This window comes from Flavobacterium sp. SP2 (assembly GCF_057626655.1).
This window is the reverse complement of record NZ_JBVHBT010000009.1, coordinates 51,903-72,009: the sequence shown is the minus strand read 5'-3', so window position 1 is coordinate 72,009 and position 20,107 is coordinate 51,903. Positions and strand designations below refer to the sequence as shown.

Below are 20,107 nucleotides of genomic sequence, written 5' to 3'. Positions count from 1 at the left end.
AGTATTTTTAGTTTATGTAAATGAACGTTTATTTCTTGTATTTATTACTTATTAAGATACGCGTCAACTCGACTATTTAATTTTGATAATCGTTCTAAAGATGCGGTTCCATCGATAGCATTATCCACTTTTTTTTGTTCAACCTGTGATGCAAATTGTAACGCACACATGGCTAAAACGTCTTGTTTATCTCGTACTGCATAATTTTCTTCAAACTGTTTAATCATCACATCAATTTTTTTTGAAGCACTTCTCAATCCTTCTTCCTGCGAAAAATCTACCGTTAACGGATAAACTCGATCTGCAATTGATATTTTAATTTTTAGTTTCTCATCCATAGTGTTAATCAGATAGTTGCGCTATGCAATAATCAATTTCACGAATTAAAGAATTTATTTTCAGTTTTGTATCTCTTTTATAATCTTCACTGCCTAGTAACGAATTTGCCATTTTTAAAGTTTCATGTTCTTTTTTCAAAGAGGCAATTTCTTCTAGATGATTTTTATTGGAACGAACAGCATTTTTTAATTCGTCTCTTAAAATTTTATTATTTTCTTCCAAACTATCAATTTTGCTAAATAGTTTTTCGATTTTAATTTCAAGAGTATCAATTATTTCTGCAATTCCACTCATCGATGACGTTATTCATTACTTAATCATACAAATTTATAATTCTCAATCAATTAAAGCAATATTTTAAACAAAAAAATTAATTTATTTTTAGTTTCACTTGTAATAATTTGTAAAATAGCTTGTTATCATTGAGAAGTTTTATTTTTTTTGAGTAGTACTAAACTTTTTTATATTTTAGCAAAAACCTTTAAGCATGAAATGTATTGTATTCGCCATTTTAGTTTCTTTTTCTGCAGTATCACAAGAAAACTACCCTAAAGATTATTTTAGATCACCGTTGGATATTCCTATTAAATTGTCTGGTAATTTTGGAGAATTACGTCCCAATCATTTTCATGCCGGATTCGATTTGAAAACCAATCAAAAAGAAGGACTTAATGTGTATGCTGCCGCTGATGGGTATGTTTCTAGAATTAAAATCTCAACTTCAGGTTACGGAAAAGCAATATATGTAACGCACAACAACGGATATACCACTGTATATGGACATTTGCAAAAAGCAGTTGGAAAAATTGAAGAAAAGATTATCGAATTGCAGTACGCTGAAAAAAATTATGAAATAGAAGTTTTTTTTAAGCCTGATGAATTGGTGGTCAAAAAAGGCGAAATTATTGCATTATCTGGAAATACTGGAGGTTCTGAAGGTCCGCACTTGCATTTTGAATTTCGTGATAATAAAACCGAAAAAATAATAAATCCACTTTTTTTTGGTTTAGAAGTAAAAGATACCAAAAAACCAATTGTAAATAGTTTGCTTGCGTATCCAATTGACGATGTTGCTGTTGTAAATCAGTCCAAACGACCTGTAGCTTTGAATTTATCGTTACAAAGTGATGGCACTTATGTTGCCGAGAAATTATTTGCGATAGGAAAAATCGGTTTTGGGATTATTACATCCGATTATGATGATGTTTCCTATAATAATAATGGCGTTTATAAAGCACAATTATTAAGCAGTGGTAAACCTATTTTTGGTTATGAATTTGATATCATGGCTTTTGACGAAGCACGATATGTAAACGCTTTTATAGACTATGACCGGTATAAAAAAATGCGCCATCGTGTTCAAAAATTGTTTATGAAAAACTTCTACGGATTGAGTAACATAAAAAATAATTTTAATAACGGAATTATCAACGTTATTCCCAATTATATGGAAACTGAAAAGATTATAGTGTCTGATTTTGATGGGAATAAAACTGAAATTTCTGTGCCAATTGTCTATTCTACTGGTCCGACCATAGTTCCGATAGAAAGTAAACCGACCAAATATTTTGTAAAGGCTAAAAACGACACTAATTTTGAGAAAGATAATATGTCGGTTTTTTTTCCAGCCAATACTTTTTACGATGATTTTTACATGAATTTTGATGTGAAGAACAATACGTTATTTTTGCATGAAGATGTAATTCCGGCTCATTCTAATTTTACAATTTCTATTGAAGATACAACTTCAACGGTTGAGGAAAAAAAGAAAATGTTCATTGCCAGCGTAAGTGGTTCCAAATTATACTACATCTCGACAAGACTTAACGACAACACATTTACTTGTAAAGCTCGAACTCTAGGGCAATTTAAGTTAGCTAAAGATACTATTGCACCAAAAATAACTATTGCTAAACCGATTCAAGACAAATGGATTTCAAGTCAGAAAAGTGTAGTAGTAACCATTTCAGACGATTTATCAGGAATAAAAACCTATAACGGTTATATCAATGATCAATGGGTATTGTTTGAATACGAAAGCAAACTCAAACGATTAACCCACGTTTTCGATGATAATTTGTTGTTGGAAGGGAAAAATAATTTGAAAGTAGTCGTTACCGATAATGTAGGAAATTCAACTATATTTGAAACGCAATTTAACAGAAGTCAAAAAAAGTAAAGTTTGAAAGCAAAAAATAAATTAGTCTGTCTCTATTTTCTACTGGTATCGGTAGTTTCATTTTCGCAAAACGCCAGAATTAAAGGAGTCATTTTAGACGAGAACAACCAGCCTGTAGAAGGTGTGACGGTAAGTTATCAAAGTAAATCTTCCATTACCGATGCCAGTGGTTTTTACATCATTACTGTTCCTGCTAAGCAAAAAGTGGTTTTGGTATTTTCACATGTTTCTTTGTCTAAAATCACGGGAACTTTTCAGTTAAAACCTAATGAGGATTTCGAATTCAATCCGGTTATGACAACTGGTGCAGAACAATTGGAAGATGTGGTAATCACAAGTAATAGAAGAAGGGTTCAAAATATTATAAGCATTGAACCAGAAACTATACGAAAAATGGTTGGCGCAAATGCTGGTATAGAAAATATATTAAAAACCCTTCCTGGTGTTAATTCCAATAACGCACTAAGCACCCAATATTCAGTTCGTGGAGGAAATTACGACGAGAATTTGGTTTACGTTAATGAAATTGAAATTTACCGTCCGTTTTTAATTCGATCTGGGCAACAAGAAGGTTTGAGTTTTACCAACAGCGATATGGTAGGTAATGTAGATTTTTCTGCTGGAGGATTTCAAGCCAAATATGGAGATAAAATGTCGTCTGTTTTAGATATCACGTATCGTAAACCAACGAAGTTTGGTGCTTCTGCAGAAGCTAGCTTTCTTGGTGGAAGCCTTTCTGTTGAAGGCGTTTCTAAAAATCAGAAATGGAGTAACATTACTGGAGTTCGTTACCGCGACAATTCGCTTTTGGTGAACAGTCAAGAAACGCAAACTAATTTTAGACCTACATTTGCCGATGTGCAAACGAGTGTGAACTATAATGCTTCTACCAAATGGCAATGGAGTTTTCTAGGAAATATTTCTCAGAATAAATACAATTACCAACCGTTAACACGTCAGACTAATTTTGGTACAATTGATGAGCCAATTGCTTTACAAATTTTTTATGAAGGTCAAGAAAAAGATGAATATCAAACTTATTTTGGTGCAATAAAATCAACGTTTGTTGCAAACGAAACAAGTACTTATAAGTTCATTGCTTCTGCTTACCATACACAAGAACAAGAATATTTCGATATTGATGCATCTTATTTTCTTGGTGATGTAGATACTAATATTGGTTCAGAAACACTGGGTGAAGTTACATTTAATCGAGCTGCAGGATCACAATTGACACATGCAAGAAATGATTTAGACGCCGTAATTGTAAATGCCGAAATTAAAGGAAACCACAACATCAAGAAGCAACATCAAATAGATTGGGGTTTCAAATACACACATGAAAGCATCCGCGACCGAATTGTAGAATACGAAGTAGTGGATTCAGCTGGGTTTTCATTAAACAATCCTATTTTAGATTTGCCAGTAAACGATCAACCTTACAATCCGTATGTTGGTCCGTTAGTTCCTTATAAAAACATACGTGCTATTAATTTTGTAAACATCGATCGTTTGTCTGGATTTGCACAATGGAGTACCAAAACTAGTTTGGGTGAAAGCCAATTGTGGCTGAATGCCGGAATTAGAGCGCACAACTGGACCGTTTCTGGTGACGAAATTACGAACGCCAAAACGCAAACTGTATTTTCTCCTCGAGCGCAAATTGCACTAAAACCGAATTGGAATCGCGATATGGTTTTTAGATTTTCTTCTGGTTTTTATTATCAACCTCCATTTTACAGAGAACTTCGCGATGATAATGGAGTAGTGCAACCTAATGTGAAAGCGCAAAAATCGGTGCATTTTGTATTGAGTAATGATTATAGCTTTAAAATGTGGAACCGACCTTTCAAGTTAGTTTCAGAGCTTTATTACAAAGACATGACCGATGTTAATACCTACACTTTGGAAAATGTAAGGATAAGATATCGCGCCAATAATGACGCCGTTGCTTACACCTACGGATTTGATTGTCGTTTGAACGGACAGTTTGTTCCTGGCACTGAATCATGGTTTAGTTTTGGTTATTTGAAAACAGAAGAAAATCAAGACAATCGCGGTTATATAGCGCGTCCAACCGATCAAAGATTAAAATTTGGAATGTTGTTTCAGGACTATATGCCTAATTTACCAAATGTAAAATTGTATTTGAATTTGGTTTACAACACTGGACTTCCAGGTGGTTCACCATCGTATGCTGATGTGTATCAATACCAATCTCGATTACGCGATTATCGTCGTGCAGATGTTGGTTTTTCTTATGTATTAACCGAAAAAAATAATGAACGTCCAGATAATCATTGGCTTAAAAAATTCAAAGATTTATCGGTAGGATTCGAAATTTTTAATATGTTTAATAATCAGAATGCAATTACCAATACTTGGGTTCGCGATGCACTGACTAAAAATCAATATGGAATTCCCAATTATCTTACCCAGCGAGTTTTTAACATAAAATTGTCGGCTAGATTGTAATTTTCATTAAATTTGATAAAAAATAGTTATGTCTAAATATATTTTGTTTTTTACTGTTTTGATCCTTTTTATTAGTTGTAAACAAGAGAAAGAGATGCCTAAAGTGCGGTACGATAAAACAGCAAAAGAAAAAGTACAAGCGGTTGCAGATACTTCAGTTTTAGCTGTTGCTGATTTACCAATTCATTTTGATGGTGTTAACTTTTTAATTCATCCAATAGGTTCTGTTACAACTGGTGATAGAAGTAGAGCTTATGATGCAGCAAGTTCTAGAAACAATCCAAGTTTTACAGTTTCCAACACCAATGATTTTCAAATAACAGGTTTTTTGACAAACTTAAAGTTTCAAGCTGTAAATTCAGATTCGTTAAAAGTGCTTTCTGAAAAGCCTATTGTTATTGAAACAGCAACTTATTTAAAGACATTTGCTGACAAAAGCAAACTTCAATTTATGGTTTATACCTTGTCAGATTCGGATACAAATAAAGATGGGAAGTTGGATAGAAATGATATTCAATCATTGTACATAAGTACTGCAGATGGTTCAAATTTTACTAAAATTTCTTCTGATTTGAGTGAATTAATCGATTGGAATGTTATTGATTCGACTGGAAAATTATACTTTAGAAGTATTGATGATAGTAATAAAAATGGGGCTTTCGATAAAGATGATAAAATTCATTATCACTTTGTGAACTTACTATCTAAAGATTTAAAAGTCTTAGAGTACAATCCGATTTAGATTTGAATATATGTATTCTAAATACATTCTACTTTTAACTTTTTTTGTGTAAGGGCTTAGTATCTCAGTAGTCTTTATTGGATTATAATAGAATTATTTAAAAACTGTTTCTAATTCTATTATTTCAAAATAGGGATGGTTTTCAAAATACTGTCTCAAAAAAGTTGTGTGACTAGCGCCAAATAAAACTACAATCGTTTTATCTGTTTTTAAATCAATATTTCTAAGAATATTAGTAAATATTTTTAAATTTCTGTCGTAAAAAGAGGTTGCAAATGCAACTCCTGTGTAGTCTTCGTTAACGCCATAACCCAAAGCATAGTGAAGATAGTCATACATAGTTGCTTGTCGCGAATACAAATTATTTAGTTGGATGTAATATTCCATTAATGGTGTATAGGTCAATTTTTTTCTCTTTTCTTTAAAAGGATATTCAGCTTCAAAAAACAAATAGGGATTGACATCATTTTCATGAATTTTTTCATATTCACTTATTTTGTCATAAGGCAATTCTTGTTTAAAATCGGCAGCAACAATTTTTGCATTACTTAAAACTGAGGTGCGGTAGGCTATTTGAACGATTTCGTCTTTCAGTTTTGTTTCATCAGTTAACTTTCCAGATTTATATAGCTCAAATTCTTTGTCTTGTAGATTTTGATTGCTGGGAATATCTTCAATAAAGATTTTATTCACACCAAGATTACTTAATTTATGGGATAAAGAGTCCAATTCAGTTTGACGCTTTTCTGAAAATAAATCTTCAAATTTAGTCGAATTTCTATCAGATGTAGCTCCATAATGAAAAGTTCCGAGAAGTACGACTTTAATTTTTTGATTTTTAGTTTGTGCCAACAAACCTGTTGAAATGACTAGTGCGAAAAGAATGTATCTAAAATTCATTATTGTTCAAAATTATCATAATACGTAAAATCTTTAGTAATTTTTCCGTTTTCGATGGTGAAAATGGTGCAAATTGGCAACTCAAATTTCGAATTATCGGGCGCAGTTCCGGTCGAAATGAATTCTACAACAACATGATTTTCACCTGATGTATACACCGAAAGCACTTTGTCTTTCAAATCGGGAAATGTTTTATTGAGTTCTGAATATTTTTTAGTTGTTTGTTTTCGAGTTTGTTTAACAATTCCGTTACCAAGAGATGGGTCTTTAAATTCTGCAGTTTCAGTATACATTTCTGCCATTTCTTTCCATCTGTGATTGTTGAAATGTTCAAAGTAGGTTGCAACTAATTTTTTGTTTTCCAGTGCTTTGGTTTCAGTAATCTTCGAATGATTTGTACAAGAAAGTAGCAATAACAAACATAAAAGCGGAAATATCTTTTTCATGTTTTTATTTATTAATGGTTAATTTAATAAAATAAATTATTGAGTTGGTTGATTTTTTTTCTTTATTTCAGAAATTTAAAACAAGCAACTTACAACAATTGTTATTGCAGCAACAACGATTTTTACAATTAGATTTATCATAATATAAATTTTTGTAATTAGAGTTCAGTAAAAATAATTTATTTATCAATATAAAAATTGTAAAAATGTAATCTTAAATAAACAACCAATTGACTTCATTATTTTCTTGAGATGAAATGTTTTTGAAAAATTTTTTAGGAGTCATTCCTGTTAACGATTTAAAATCTTTTATCAAATGCGATTGATCATAAAAGAGCATGTCATAACATAAAGATGTTAAATTGTTTTTATTTTTACTATTCATTTGCATTTTTAAAGCCTCTCTAAACCGTTGTGTTTTTTTAAATTCAGATGGCGATTTACACAAGTTAGTTTCAAAATGTTTATTGATATTTTGCCGCGAAATGGTATATTTTTTTGCCAGTTCACTCATCGAATAATCATTTTTAAAATCCACTAGTAATTCATGTAAAAAGGGATGATTGAAGCCAACGAGTTTTGATAACCAATAGTCTTCTATTTTTTCACGTTTTACATCAAGATTTGATTCTTTTAAAATTGAACTAAATGTAGTTGTGTAATCATCATAAGGAATAAAATTTGCAAAAAAATCGGCAGAATAATGGCAAAGTGATTTTGTTATGAATGCATTAATACCAAGTGGTTTGAAATAAAATGTAATTTCGTTAATAGTGCCACTATAACTCAGTTTTATAGGTTTTTTATAGTGACATATTAAATCGGATTGCAATGAAGTTCCTTTTTTTTCAGTTATAGTTCCTTGATTTTCTGAATAAGTAATTTCGGCATTTTCAATGATTGAAACAATACTGTAATTATTAGGAAAGGTGAAGTATTCTACAGGTTGATCTTGCTTGGAGTTAGTCAAAAAATAGTAACCTTCAATGTAGTTTTGAAGAATTTCGTTTTTTGGTTTAAAGAATTTTATATCCAAAGTTTTTTTACTTATAAATTGATAATGTAAAAGTAGGACTAACAACAATTGAACTTAAATAAATACTACCGAAGTGTAATTATTTTAGGATGAATCGTCATTTATATTAGAATATCACTTTCTAAATCAGATTTTTCTATTTCAAAGTCAAATCCGAGTTTGTCAACTAGTTCAATGACCAATTTTTTATACCAATTTTCTGATTTGGGATGAATGTATATTTTTTCTATCAATTGCGTAATATCTACCTCAATTTTCAAACCATCATTGATTTTGATTTCTTGATTTGATAAATCGGCAATAATTCGAACTTCTCTTTCGTACTGAAAACTTTTTCTTTTAAACAAAAAAGGGAAGAAGCTATCGTTAAACGGAATGTACTCTTTTTTATAATCGATATAATTTACTTCTCCTATATATTGATCAAAATCTTTTTCGACTTCCATCGCTTTTTGCAACCGTCCGATAGTAGATTGGATTGCCAATCCTTCGCTGTTTTGTGTAAAAATTTGCCACATGGCAAACGATTCGTATTCGTTGATATGCCAGCTGCTTATGACTACTTTTTCACGCTGCGATTTATAATAATTTAAAAATTCAGGATTGTTTTCAGATAGTTTTTTTATTTCCTCGTAGGTTGGTTCGCTAAAAGTTCCTTCGTATTGGTCTTCAAATTTGTCCGACCGCGACATGAATAATTTTCGAGAAAGAAGTAAATCCAAAAATTTAGACAAATCCAAATATTTCCAAACAACTGTGTCTGGATTTTCGGATAGCGTACTATTTGAATTACTTTTATACATTAATTGGAGTACGAATTAGAATAAATTTTTTTAGTCTCAGTAATTTATGATTCAGTACATTATTCTCGTCTTTTAACGTTTACTCAAAGCTTTGCATCATAACCAATTTAGAATAAGTTCCGTTTATTGCTAGCAATTCATCATGTGTTCCTTGCTCGACAATTTTTCCTTTATTCATGACCACAATGTTATCTGCTTTTTGAATGGTAGAAAGTCGGTGTGCAATTACAATCGAAGTTCTATTTTGCATCATATTTTCCAAAGCAACCTGAACAAATTTTTCACTTTCAGTATCCAATGCCGATGTAGCTTCGTCCAAAATCATTATTGGTGGATTTTTTAAAACTGCTCGTGCAATTGAAAGACGTTGTTTTTGTCCACCAGAAAGTTTATTTCCACTGTCTCCAATGTTGGTTTCAATTCCGTTTGGTAATTCTTTTACGAATTCGTAGGCATTTGCAATTTTTAAGGCTTCAATGATCTCTTCGTCTGTAGCATCTTGTTTTCCTAGTCGAATGTTATTTTTTATGGAATCATTAAATAAAATAGAATCTTGTGTTACTAATCCCATTAAATCACGTAATGATTTCAACGACATATCTTTAATGTCTATTCCATCAATTTTTATAGTTCCTTCGTGAACATCATAAAAACGAGTTAGCAAATTAGCAATAGTACTTTTTCCAGAACCAGATTGTCCAACTAATGCAATTGTTTTTCCTTTTGGGATTTCTAGAGAAAAATTACTTAAAACATTATCATTTTCATATTTGAAATTAATATTATCAATAGTTATTTTATCATTAAAATCTTCTTTTTCAATTGCATCTGGTGAGTCAATTATGGTGTTTTCTTGTTCAAGTAAAGTAAAAACACGTTCTGCAGCCGCTAATCCAGTTTTAACTTGATAAGATGCTTTTGAAATTGCTTTCGCTGGAGTCAAAATCGTGTATGCTAAAGCTATATAGGCTATGAAAGTTGTTGGTGATAATGATTTGTCTACAATAACAAGTTGACCTCCATACCAAAGTAAAACAGCAATTGTTACAATACCTAAAAATTCACTTAATGGTGACGCTAAATTGTTTTTGTTTCCAATACTGTTGGATAATCTTAAGAGTTTTTGCAAAGAAATATTGAATTTTGAGATAAAGATATTTTCTGAATTATATCCTTTAACAACTTTTAATCCGCCAAGAGTTTCATCTAAAATTGAGATTTGCACACCATTTTCTTCTTGAGCTTTAGTTGATTTAGATTTTAAATTTTTACCAACCCTTGAGATGATGATGCCTGAAATTGGAATAAAAATAAAAACAAATAGTGTAAGCTTTGCACTAATTACAAACATTGCAATTATTGAAAATAAAATGGTTAAAGGTTCTCTAACCACAAGTTCTAAAACTTGAAAAAATGAATTCTTAACTTCGTTGACATCGCCTAACATTCTCGACATTACGTCGCCTTTTCTTCTTTCAGAATAATAGGAGATAGGTAAGTTGATAATCACATTGTAGAGTTTTTCTCGTAAATCTTTTAAAACTCCGTTACGCAATCTTGTAACATGATAGGATGCAAAATAATTTGTTAAATTTTTTAAAAATGCGGTTATGATTATTATTGAAATTACAAATAGTATGGCATATTCAAACCCATTACTGTTTGTTAATTCTGTAACCTTATAATTAAGATAATCTTCAGCATAGGCCTTTATCTCTCCAAATTCTGTATATTTTGGTGGTGATGAAATTTGTTCATTCAATCCAAAAATAACATTTAAAGTTGGAATCATCGAAACCATTAGTAAAGTAGAGAAAAAGGCATAAAAAATATTATAGAAAATATTTAAAAGGATGTCTTTTTTATAAACTTTGACAAAAGGAATAAGTTTTTTTAAATTTTCATCCATTAGATTAAATTCATTCCAGCGATTATATTTTTAATTTTTTCGTCCAATTCAGCTGCTACTTTGTCGGCATTTTCAACTGAGTCTAAAGTAGTATTCACACTAAAATAGAATTTAATTTTTGGCTCAGTTCCGCTTGGGCGAGCACAAATTTTAGAACCATCTTCAAGATAGTAAATTAACACGTTGGATTGTGGAATATTCAACGTTTCAATTTCTCCAGAAAACATATTTCTTGATGTCGAATTGTCGTAATCTTCAATACAAACTACACGTTGACCATCAATTTCAGAAACTGGATTTTCACGCAAATCAACCATCATCTGATTGATTTCTTCCAATCCGGCAATTCCTTTTTTGGTAAGGGAAATTAAATATTCTTTGTAAAATCCATGATCTACGTATAAATTCAGCAATTCTTTATATAGAGAACTTCCAGATGCTTTGGCTTGTGCTGCAATTTCGCAAACCAATAAAGTAGCACCAACAGCATCTTTATCTCGAACCGCATCGCCAACCATAAATCCAAAACTTTCTTCGCCACCTCCAATAAATTTTTGGTTCGGAAAATCTTTAATCATTTTGGCAATCCATTTGAATCCGGTTAATCCAACTTTGCATTCAATTCCGTATGCCGATGCTAATTCTTGCATCATTGGAGTAGAAACTATAGTCGAACCTATAAATTCGGTTCCAGTAATTTTTCCGGCGCGTTTCCATTGCTCCAATAAAAAAGCAGTCATGATAATCATGGTTTGATTTCCGTTAAGCAAAATCATTTCTCCTTCATTATTTCTCACAGCAACGCCAAGTCGGTCAGAATCAGGATCGGTTCCAATAACAATATCCGCATTTGTTTTTTCGGCTAGTGCCAATGCCATCGTCAACGCTTCTGGTTCTTCTGGATTTGGAGATTTTACAGTTGGGAAATTTCCATTTGGTTCGGCTTGTTCTGCAACACTATTTACATCAGTATAACCTGCTTTTGCCAAAACACTTGGAATCGATTTGATCGAAGTTCCGTGTAATGACGTGTAAACTATTTTTAAATTTTCTTTAGCAGATGTTGGCGTGTTGAAACTACAATTTTCTACTGTAGATTTTTCAAAAGCTGCGTCAACTTCGGTATCGATATATTCTATCAGATTTTCGTTGGCTTCAAACTTAATTTCGTCATAATTCAACGCTTCAATTAGCTGAATAATTTCGCCATCTTGTGGAGGAACTAATTGTCCGCCATCTTGCCAATATACTTTGTATCCGTTATATTCCGGTGGGTTGTGTGATGCGGTTAATACAATTCCTGCATGACATTTTAAATGTTTCACCGTAAATGACAGTTCAGGAGTAGTTCGCATATCCGAAAATAAATATACATGAATACCATTGGCAGAAAACACATCGGCAACTATTTTAGCCAAAGTATTACTATTATGACGGCAGTCATACGCAATCGCCACTTTTATTTGTTCACTAGGAAACGCTTTTTTTAAATAATCAGAAATTCCTTGCGTATTTTTTCCTAAGGTATATTTATTTATTCTATTGGTTCCAACGCCCATTATACCGCGCATTCCACCGGTTCCGAATTCTAGGTTTTTATAAAAACTTTCTTCCAGATTTTTAGGAGACGAAGTCATCATTTCCTTAATTTCATTGTGCGTAGCTTCATCAAATGTCGGCGTAAGCCATTCATTTACTTTGTCTAATATGTTTTGTTCGATGTGCATTTTTCTAAATTTTAATTAATTAAGATTTATTTCAGTTGCAATTTTGTAACGTTCTTCGTTGTTTTTGGTTCGTAATATTATTTCGCCTAAAAATCCAGCTAAAAATAATTGTGTTCCAATAATCATGGCGGTTAATGCTATATAAAATAACGGATTATTGGCAACCAAAATGGTTTCATAACCGTTGTATAATTTGACAAGTTTTAAAATAATGATTAAAGCTGTCGATAAAAAACCAATCAAAAACATGATTACTCCAAAGGCACCAAAAAGATGCATTGGACGCTTGCCGTAGCGTGATAAAAACCAAATGGTAATCAAATCGAGAAATCCGTTAATAAAACGACTCATTCCAAACTTCGATTCGCCGTATTTTCTTGCCTGATGGATAACCACTTTTTCACCAATTTTTCCAAAGCCTGCATTTTTTGCCAGTACTGGAATGTATCGATGCATTTCACCCGAAACCTCAATGTTTTTAATTACAACATTTTTGTAGGCTTTCAGTCCGCAGTTAAAATCATTCAATTCAACTCCAGATGTTTTTCTTGCAGCCCAATTAAATAATTTTGAGGGTAAATTTTTGGCAACAACCGAGTCGTATCGTTTCTTTTTCCAGCCAGAAACTAAATCGAATTTCTGTTGCGTTATCATTTCATACAATCCAGGAATTTCATCTGGACTGTCTTGTAAATCGGCATCCATTGTAATGATAACATCGCCTTGAGCTTTTGCAAAACCGGCATGAAGTGCTTGCGATTTTCCGTAATTTCTCAGAAAACGAATTCCCTTAACAAATGGATTTTCGTTAGATAATTTTTCAATAACATTCCAAGAATCATCGGTACTTCCATCATCTATAAAGATAACTTCGTACGAATAATTATTACTTTTCATGACTCTTTCAATCCATGAATGCAACTCGGGTAACGATTCTTGTTCGTTTAATAATGGGATAATTATAGATAGATTCATTAATTCTTAGAAACTTTGATTGGCGTCTTTTTTTACAATTGCACCAATTATTAAGGAGTAAATCAAGCCAATAAACGCATACATCACGCAAGTTGCTGGAATTGCAATGGCTGGATTCATAAATTTTCTGCTAAATGATATGGTCATGTCAATTTGTTCTGAAGTTATTGCAGGATTTTTTTCTAACATTACACTTCTCATTTTTTTAAACATTTCTTCAAAATATTCTGGATAAATTAAAACAAATGCAGCTTGAAATAATGAGTATAGTAAAGCTCCAATAACACAAATTGAAACGCCAATTTTAAGACATTCGCCAAAAGAAATAAAACCGGAATTAAGTTTCATTTTATAATTTGTACAACCTAAGTATATAAATAGGAGTGGTAAAACGAGAAAGTTAAGTACTTGAATTGATATGCCGTACGTCTGGTTTGTTTGAGGATCGATGTTTAAAACATAACCTACAATAAATTCAAAAATCATAATTACTCCGAAAAGTAAGGCAAATTGCAAGCCTGACTTAGCTGCAGAAGTTTTTTGTTCCATGTTTAGAGGTGTTTTAAATTAATCTACAAATATAACAATTATCCACACATCGAAAGCGAAAAAATATTTATTGCAATGATGAAAAAAAGCAAAGTATTTATTTGAAATTTGAAATATTATTGTACTTTTGCAAACTGAAATTAAAAATAATAATTAAAAGTTATAGCAAGTCGATACCTTTTTTCAGAAAGCATCAAGACAAGTTATTCCATAAACAAATAAAGATTTACAAGATGAAACAAGGAATTCACCCAGACAATTACAGATTAGTTGCTTTTAAAGACATGTCAAACGAAGATGTTTTTATTACTAAATCTACAGTAGACACTAAAGAAACTATTATTCACGAAGGAGTTGAATATCCAGTATTTAAAATGGAGATTTCTAGAACATCACATCCATTTTACACAGGTAAATCTAAACTTATCGATACTGCAGGACGTATTGATAAATTCAAAACAAAATACGCGAAACACGCAAAATAATAATTGTTGTATAAGTGTTCAAACTTTATTAAGACCTCGAATTTATTCGAGGTTTTTTTATGCAACAAACTTTTGTAACTTTGGCAAAACATTACAAATGATTTAAAATTTTGCGTTTAGCCATTAAACTGAAATCTGAAATCTGAAATCTGAAATCTGAAATTAAAATGAACTATATACTTTTTGACGGAACCGTTCGTAACGCACTTTTGCCATTTACATTCACAAGACCAGTTGCCGATATTCGAATCGGAATTTTAACTATTCGTGAAAAATGGGAGAAATATTTGGGTTCGACCACTACAACTTTGACCGAAGAATACCTTTCTGAAAAGTTTCCTATGGTAGAGTTGGAAGAAAATATAATGATAAATGCTTCGTTTCTTCCTAACGAAGTGCTGTCAGAAATGGTGAGAAATCTCGAAACCAACCAAGCCATTTTTAAAGGCGATGAAGTAATTGCTTTTTTTACAAATGAATCTCAAGAACAGGTAGATTTTGATACCTACGAAATCATAGATTTCAATGAAGATTGTCTTACTGTAGAACATACTTGGGATATTTTCGCCAAAAATGACGCGGCATTAAGAGAAGATTTTGAGTTATTAACCGAAGATAGAACTTCACAACCAATTCCAAAATCGGTAAACGTAATCGCACCAGAATATATATTTATTGAAGAAGGAGCAAAGCTAGAATTTGTAACATTAAATGCATCAACCGGACCAATTTACATAGGAAAAAATGCCGAAATTATGGAAGGTTCTGTAATTCGCGGACCATTTGCCTTGTGCGAATTTGGAAGAGTAAAATTGGCTTCGAAAGTTTATGGCGCAACAACCGTTGGACCACATTCTGTAATTGGTGGCGAAGTTAGTAATTCGATTTTAATGGGTTATTCTAACAAAGGTCATGATGGATTTTTAGGAAATTCTGTTTTGGGTGAATGGTGTAATATTGGTGCCGATTCTAACAATTCTAATCTAAAAAACAATTACGAAGAAGTTAAATTGTGGAGTTATGAAACAGAGAATTTTGCCAAAACTGGATTACAATTCTGCGGATTAATGATGGGCGATCACAGCAAATGCGGAATCAACACCATGTTCAATACTGGAACTGTTGTCGGAGTTTCTACCAATATATTTGGAAGTGGTTTTCCTAGAAATTTTGTACCAAGTTTTTCTTGGGGTGGCGCTTCTGGATTTACAACTTACTTAACATCTAAAGCTTTTCAAACCGCCAAAATTGTTATGGCAAGACGAAATGTAGAATTTTCGGATGAAGATGCTAAAATTTTAGAACACGTTTTTGAAGAAACGAAGAAGTATAGAAAAGAGTAATTACATTTCTTTAGCCACAGATTCACAGATTTTGAATTTATTTTAATCCGTGAATCTGTGGCTCTTTTATTATAATTTTTTACCTAAATTTGCAGTCTCAATTATTTGACAACGATTTCATCAATTGAGCTTACTTATGGAAAATAAAAAGAAAGTAGCATTCTACACTTTAGGATGCAAATTGAACTTCTCAGAAACCTCTACAATTGCTAGAAATTTTCAAGACGAAGGTTTTGAACGAGTTGATTTTGAAGAAGTTGCCGATATGTACGTGATCAATACGTGCTCGGTTACAGAAAATGCCGACAAACAATTCAAGCAAATTGTAAAAAAAGCCATGAAACTCAACGATAAAGCATTCGTTGCTGCCGTTGGTTGTTATGCACAACTAAAACCCGAAGAACTTGCTGCTGTTGATGGCGTTGACCTAGTTCTTGGTGCGACAGAAAAATTTAAAATCACCGATTACATAAACGATTTGTCCAAAAATGATATGGGCGAAGTGCACAGTTGCGAAATTGAAGAAGCCGATTTCTACGTAGGAAGTTATTCCATTGGAGATAGAACTCGTGCGTTTTTAAAAGTGCAAGACGGTTGCGATTATAAATGTACGTATTGCACAATTCCACTGGCAAGAGGAATTTCTAGAAGTGATGCGTTAGAAAATGTATTAAAAAATGCTTCCGATATTTCGAAACAAGGAATTAAAGAAATCGTTTTAACCGGTGTAAATATTGGTGATTATGGAAAAGGCGAATTCGGAAATAAAAAACACGAACATACTTTTCTTGATTTGGTAAAAGCATTAGATGAAGTGGAAGGAATTGAACGTTTGAGAATTTCCTCTATAGAACCGAATTTATTGAAAAACGAAACGATAGATTTTGTTTCTAAAAGCAGAACTTTTGTACCGCATTTTCATATTCCGTTGCAATCCGGAAGTAATGAAATCTTAGGTAAAATGAAACGCCGTTACCAAAGAGAAGTGTATACCGATAGAGTTGAAAACATCAGAAAAGTGATGCCTCATGCTTGCATTGGTGTTGATGTAATTGTTGGTTTTCCTGGTGAAACCGACGAACATTTCTTGGAAACTTATAATTTCTTAAACGAAATGGATATTTCTTATTTGCACGTTTTTACGTATTCTGAACGAGATAATACCGAAGCTGCAACTATGGAAAATCCAGTTCCGATGAATGTTAGAAACAAAAGAAGTAAAATGCTACGAGGTTTGTCGGTTAAAAAACGTCGCGCTTTTTATGAAAATCAAATAGGAACCAACAGGACTGTACTTTTTGAATCTGATAATAAAGAAGGTTACATTCACGGCTTCACCGAAAATTATGTCAAAGTGAAAACGCCTTGGAATCCAGAATTAGTAAATACATTGCACAAAATTAATTTGACCAAAATTGATGAAGACGGAAGTGTACGGTTAGAATTTTTGAACGTAGAAGTTTAAAATATAAAACCCTGAAAATAATTTTTCAGGGTTTCTTTTTTTTAGATATATATATCTTATTAATTTACAGCATCAACTAATCTAATAAACTCCGATTTATAACCTTCGTCATCATTTGATAATCCTGATTTTGCTAATTTTTTAATTGCATCAGAGGAGTTATTTGTAATTAATTTGGATTCTCTCAATTTCAAACCGAACCAAGCCACAGCAGAACCAAATTTAAAATCAGCCGAACTATTTTCTAAGGCAATCGACTTATTTTCGATCGTATTTATCATTTCAAGACTTTTATCTCCATCAGGTTTTTTATATCTAAATTTAATGGTTGCCAATTCGTCCTCATAATTCACATCTTCTTTTTTAACTTTGGTATATTTTAAGTCAGATGGTGTAAAATTACTTTCAACTCCAACAGGAATGATCTCGTACAAAGCCGTTACCGTGTGTCCACTTCCAAGTTCTCCAGCATCAATAGCATCATTTTTAAAATCTTCGGCATTTAGTTTTCGATTTTCATAACCTATTAATCTGTAAGCTTGAACGTGTTTCGGATTGAATTCAATTTGAATTTTTACATCTTTTGCAATGGCAAACATAGAGCCTTTAAATTCTTTTCCTAAAAATCGGTTAGCTTCTTGAATGTTATCGATGTAGGCGTAATTTCCGTTGCCTTTATCGGCTAGAATTTCCATTTTGCTGTCTTTATAATTACCCATTCCGTACCCTAAAACCGTTAAAAACACACCCGATTTTCTTTTTTCTTCAATCAAATCTTCCATTTCAGAATCGGAGGACGCGCCAACATTAAAATCGCCATCGGTAGCAATTATCACACGATTATTTCCTTCTTTAATGAAATTTTGTTGCGCTAATTTGTACGCCAATTCAATTCCTTCACCACCAGCGGTACTTCCGCCACTTTGTAAATCATCAAAGGCATCCATAATTTTTTCTTTTTCATCACCCGATGTTGGTTCCAATACGACTCCTGCCGAACCTGCATAAACTACAATAGAAACTTTGTCTTTGTCGCGAAGTTCTTTTACCAAAATTTTCATCGATTCTTTTAGTAACGGTAATTTATTATCGTCACTCATCGAACCAGAAACGTCGACCAGAAATACTAAGTTAGAAGCAGGTAAATGGGTCATCGGAATGTTTTTTCCTTGCAAACCAATTTTTAAAAGTTTGTGATTGGTATTCCACGGACTTTGGCTGTATTCTGTATTAATTGAAAATGGATGTTGGCCTTCCGGCTGAGGATACTGATACTTAAAAAAGTTCATCATTTCTTCAACTCGAACAGCATCTTTAGGAACTGGTTGTCCGCTGTTTATAAATCGTCTAATGTTGGTGTAAGAAGCATTATCAACGTCGATGGAAAAGGTAGAAAGTGGCGATTTTGTTGGTGATTCAAATTGGTTTTCTTCTAATGCAGCGTAACTTTCATCATTGGCTTCGGGCAATGCATTATCAGAGAATTCGGTTTCGGTAATTACAATTGATTCTGTTGAAGTTGAATCGGTTGTGGCTGATTCAGAGTAATTTGCATTTTTGCAATTGGTAAATAATAGCAATAGAGATGCCATTAAATAAAAATGGAAATTTTTCATTTAAAATTGGTTTTAGAAATTAAGATTGATTTTTTTTGATCAAATAATTTCTAGCATTCCGGATTTACTAGGAGAATTATTTACAATTTTTTGACAATTCAAATTTGATGCCAAATATTTTTGCATTTTCAATTTTTATAATAAAATGCTGTAAAATAAAAGAATAATGTATGGAAATAACTAAAAAAGTTGAGATAAATAAGAGGTTTCAGAATTAGAACTGTGTTTTTATAAAACTAATATTTATAGTGAAAACGAATTTTTGTAATTCTAAAAACGGTCTCACTATATTGTTCAATAAATTCAAATTTGTTCCTTCCAGGTTGTTTGAAATCGATGATTCTTTCGCCTGAAATTTCGTAGTACATTTTGTTTCCTTCAAACATAAATCGTCCGCCATTTTTTCGGTATGCAGAGCGACTTAAATCAAATTCCGATAAATTCCAAGTGGTATTGGCTGCTTCTAATGTATTTGTGTTACAAAACAAACCTTCGGTAATTTCGGTTTTGCATCCATAATATTTGTCGATAGTCTCAAAAAATGAAAGCAGCTTTAAATTTAGTTCTCCAGAATCCATTTGATAAATGTATAAAATTTATTAAAATAAAAAAAACGCTTCATTTCTGAAACGTTTATTTATGATATATTATTTTTACTAACTGCTATCTGCTAACTACTAACTACTATCTGCTATCTGCTATCTGCTACCTGCTATCTGCTAACTACTATCTGCTAACTACTAACTACTAACTACTAACTGCTAAATACTATCTGCTAACTACTATCTGCTATCTGCTAACTACTACCAGCTAACTAAATTTTAATTCCTGGTGGTAATAAATCTTTGTAAATAGAATTTTTTCTAAAAAACAAAGCAATCTTAGGAAGAATAGGAACCACTTTTAACTTGCGTTCGTATGCAATCTCCATAATGTTTTTCAGTAAATCGTTAATGAAGTCTTCATCCGTAAAACCTTCTGGCACATTGATTCTAGTTAGAAAAATTTTCTTTTCTTGAAAAGAATATTCTACTGAAATCAATTTTCCATCTACCAAGGTTTCAAATTGTCGTGAAAAAGTATTGTCTTTAATTTCCATTTTAAGTTAAAAATAACAT

19 protein-coding genes are annotated in these 20,107 nt (G+C 32.0%); 6 read left to right on the top strand and 13 right to left on the bottom strand.

Annotation, left to right across the window (positions count from 1 at the left end; all coding sequences use genetic code 11):
• Positions 1 to 44: 44 nt before the first annotated feature.
• Both ACZ098_RS15450 and ACZ098_RS15445 read right to left on the bottom strand, forming a co-directional pair.
• Entirely contained in the window at positions 45 to 338 is a 294-nt protein-coding gene (locus ACZ098_RS15450; protein ID WP_487312668.1) for a cell division protein ZapA, read from the bottom strand.
• A gap of 4 nt (positions 339 to 342) precedes the next feature.
• Complete coding sequence (locus tag ACZ098_RS15445) at positions 343 to 633, bottom strand: hypothetical protein (protein WP_487312667.1); 291 nt, start codon at positions 631 to 633, stop codon at positions 343 to 345.
• A 193-nt stretch (positions 634 to 826) separates the two neighbouring features.
• Between ACZ098_RS15445 and ACZ098_RS15440 the strand changes: the two genes are divergently transcribed.
• The 3 genes from ACZ098_RS15440 to ACZ098_RS15430 are packed head-to-tail and all read left to right on the top strand — an operon-like array spanning position 827 to position 5,735.
• On the top strand, positions 827 to 2,518 hold the full coding sequence (locus tag ACZ098_RS15440; RefSeq protein WP_487312666.1) for a M23 family metallopeptidase: 1,692 nt from the start codon (positions 827 to 829) through the stop codon (positions 2,516 to 2,518).
• Positions 2,519 to 2,521: 3 nt separating this feature from the next.
• Complete coding sequence (locus ACZ098_RS15435) at positions 2,522 to 4,993, top strand: TonB-dependent receptor (RefSeq protein WP_487312665.1); 2,472 nt, start codon at positions 2,522 to 2,524, stop codon at positions 4,991 to 4,993.
• Between the two features lie 28 nt (positions 4,994 to 5,021).
• On the top strand, positions 5,022 to 5,735 hold the full coding sequence (locus ACZ098_RS15430; protein ID WP_487312664.1) for a hypothetical protein: 714 nt from the start codon (positions 5,022 to 5,024) through the stop codon (positions 5,733 to 5,735).
• Positions 5,736 to 5,828: 93 nt separating this feature from the next.
• On the opposite strand, the gene ACZ098_RS15425 is transcribed toward ACZ098_RS15430, so the two are convergent.
• From ACZ098_RS15425 to ACZ098_RS15390, 8 genes are all read right to left on the bottom strand, one after another.
• Entirely contained in the window at positions 5,829 to 6,635 is an 807-nt protein-coding gene (locus ACZ098_RS15425) for a DUF5694 domain-containing protein (protein WP_487312663.1), read from the bottom strand.
• Positions 6,635 to 7,081 carry a nuclear transport factor 2 family protein gene (locus ACZ098_RS15420; RefSeq protein WP_487312662.1) on the bottom strand — a complete coding sequence of 149 codons (447 nt, stop codon included), beginning with the start codon at positions 7,079 to 7,081 and terminating at the stop codon, positions 6,635 to 6,637. The genes ACZ098_RS15425 and ACZ098_RS15420 overlap by 1 nt, the downstream gene beginning before the upstream one ends.
• Positions 7,082 to 7,295: 214 nt before the next feature.
• Positions 7,296 to 8,117, bottom strand: a complete 822-nt coding sequence (locus ACZ098_RS15415; RefSeq protein WP_487312661.1) for a helix-turn-helix domain-containing protein — start codon at positions 8,115 to 8,117, stop codon at positions 7,296 to 7,298.
• 101 nt (positions 8,118 to 8,218) lie between these two features.
• The gene (locus tag ACZ098_RS15410; RefSeq protein WP_487312660.1) at positions 8,219 to 8,920 is read right to left on the bottom strand and encodes a hypothetical protein; all 702 of its coding nucleotides are present in this window, start codon (positions 8,918 to 8,920) and stop codon (positions 8,219 to 8,221) included.
• Positions 8,921 to 8,999: 79 nt separating this feature from the next.
• Positions 9,000 to 10,829, bottom strand: coding sequence for an ABC transporter ATP-binding protein (locus tag ACZ098_RS15405; protein WP_487312659.1), 1,830 nt, complete (start codon positions 10,827 to 10,829; stop codon positions 9,000 to 9,002).
• Positions 10,829 to 12,556, bottom strand: coding sequence for a phospho-sugar mutase (locus ACZ098_RS15400; protein WP_487312658.1), 1,728 nt, complete (start codon positions 12,554 to 12,556; stop codon positions 10,829 to 10,831). The genes ACZ098_RS15405 and ACZ098_RS15400 overlap by 1 nt, the downstream gene beginning before the upstream one ends.
• Positions 12,557 to 12,571: 15 nt before the next feature.
• Entirely contained in the window at positions 12,572 to 13,531 is a 960-nt protein-coding gene (locus ACZ098_RS15395; protein ID WP_487312657.1) for a glycosyltransferase family 2 protein, read from the bottom strand.
• A gap of 6 nt (positions 13,532 to 13,537) precedes the next feature.
• A complete protein-coding gene (locus ACZ098_RS15390) occupies positions 13,538 to 14,080 on the bottom strand; it encodes a DUF4199 domain-containing protein (protein WP_487312656.1) in 543 nt (180 codons plus the stop codon).
• 233 nt (positions 14,081 to 14,313) lie between these two features.
• Here ACZ098_RS15390 and ACZ098_RS15385 point away from each other — a divergent pair, with 233 nt between their 5' ends.
• The 3 genes from ACZ098_RS15385 to mtaB all read left to right on the top strand — a co-directional run bounded on the left by ACZ098_RS15385 (position 14,314) and on the right by mtaB (position 17,373).
• Positions 14,314 to 14,565, top strand: coding sequence for a type B 50S ribosomal protein L31 (locus ACZ098_RS15385; protein WP_487312655.1), 252 nt, complete (start codon positions 14,314 to 14,316; stop codon positions 14,563 to 14,565).
• Between the two features lie 167 nt (positions 14,566 to 14,732).
• Positions 14,733 to 15,908 (top strand): GlmU family protein, encoded by a 1,176-nt coding sequence (locus tag ACZ098_RS15380; protein ID WP_487312654.1) that lies wholly within the window; start codon positions 14,733 to 14,735, stop codon positions 15,906 to 15,908.
• Between the two features lie 136 nt (positions 15,909 to 16,044).
• A complete protein-coding gene (gene mtaB / locus ACZ098_RS15375) occupies positions 16,045 to 17,373 on the top strand; it encodes a tRNA (N(6)-L-threonylcarbamoyladenosine(37)-C(2))-methylthiotransferase MtaB (protein ID WP_487312653.1) in 1,329 nt (442 codons plus the stop codon).
• Positions 17,374 to 17,432: 59 nt separating this feature from the next.
• On the opposite strand, the gene ACZ098_RS15370 is transcribed toward mtaB, so the two are convergent.
• The 3 genes from ACZ098_RS15370 to ACZ098_RS15360 form a co-directional block, all read right to left on the bottom strand.
• A complete protein-coding gene (locus ACZ098_RS15370; protein ID WP_487312652.1) occupies positions 17,433 to 18,989 on the bottom strand; it encodes a vWA domain-containing protein in 1,557 nt (518 codons plus the stop codon).
• Positions 18,990 to 19,225: 236 nt separating this feature from the next.
• Positions 19,226 to 19,567 carry a hypothetical protein gene (locus ACZ098_RS15365; protein ID WP_487312651.1) on the bottom strand — a complete coding sequence of 114 codons (342 nt, stop codon included), beginning with the start codon at positions 19,565 to 19,567 and terminating at the stop codon, positions 19,226 to 19,228.
• Between the two features lie 236 nt (positions 19,568 to 19,803).
• On the bottom strand, positions 19,804 to 20,088 hold the full coding sequence (locus ACZ098_RS15360) for a GNAT family N-acetyltransferase (protein ID WP_487312650.1): 285 nt from the start codon (positions 20,086 to 20,088) through the stop codon (positions 19,804 to 19,806).
• Positions 20,089 to 20,107 lie beyond the last annotated feature (19 nt).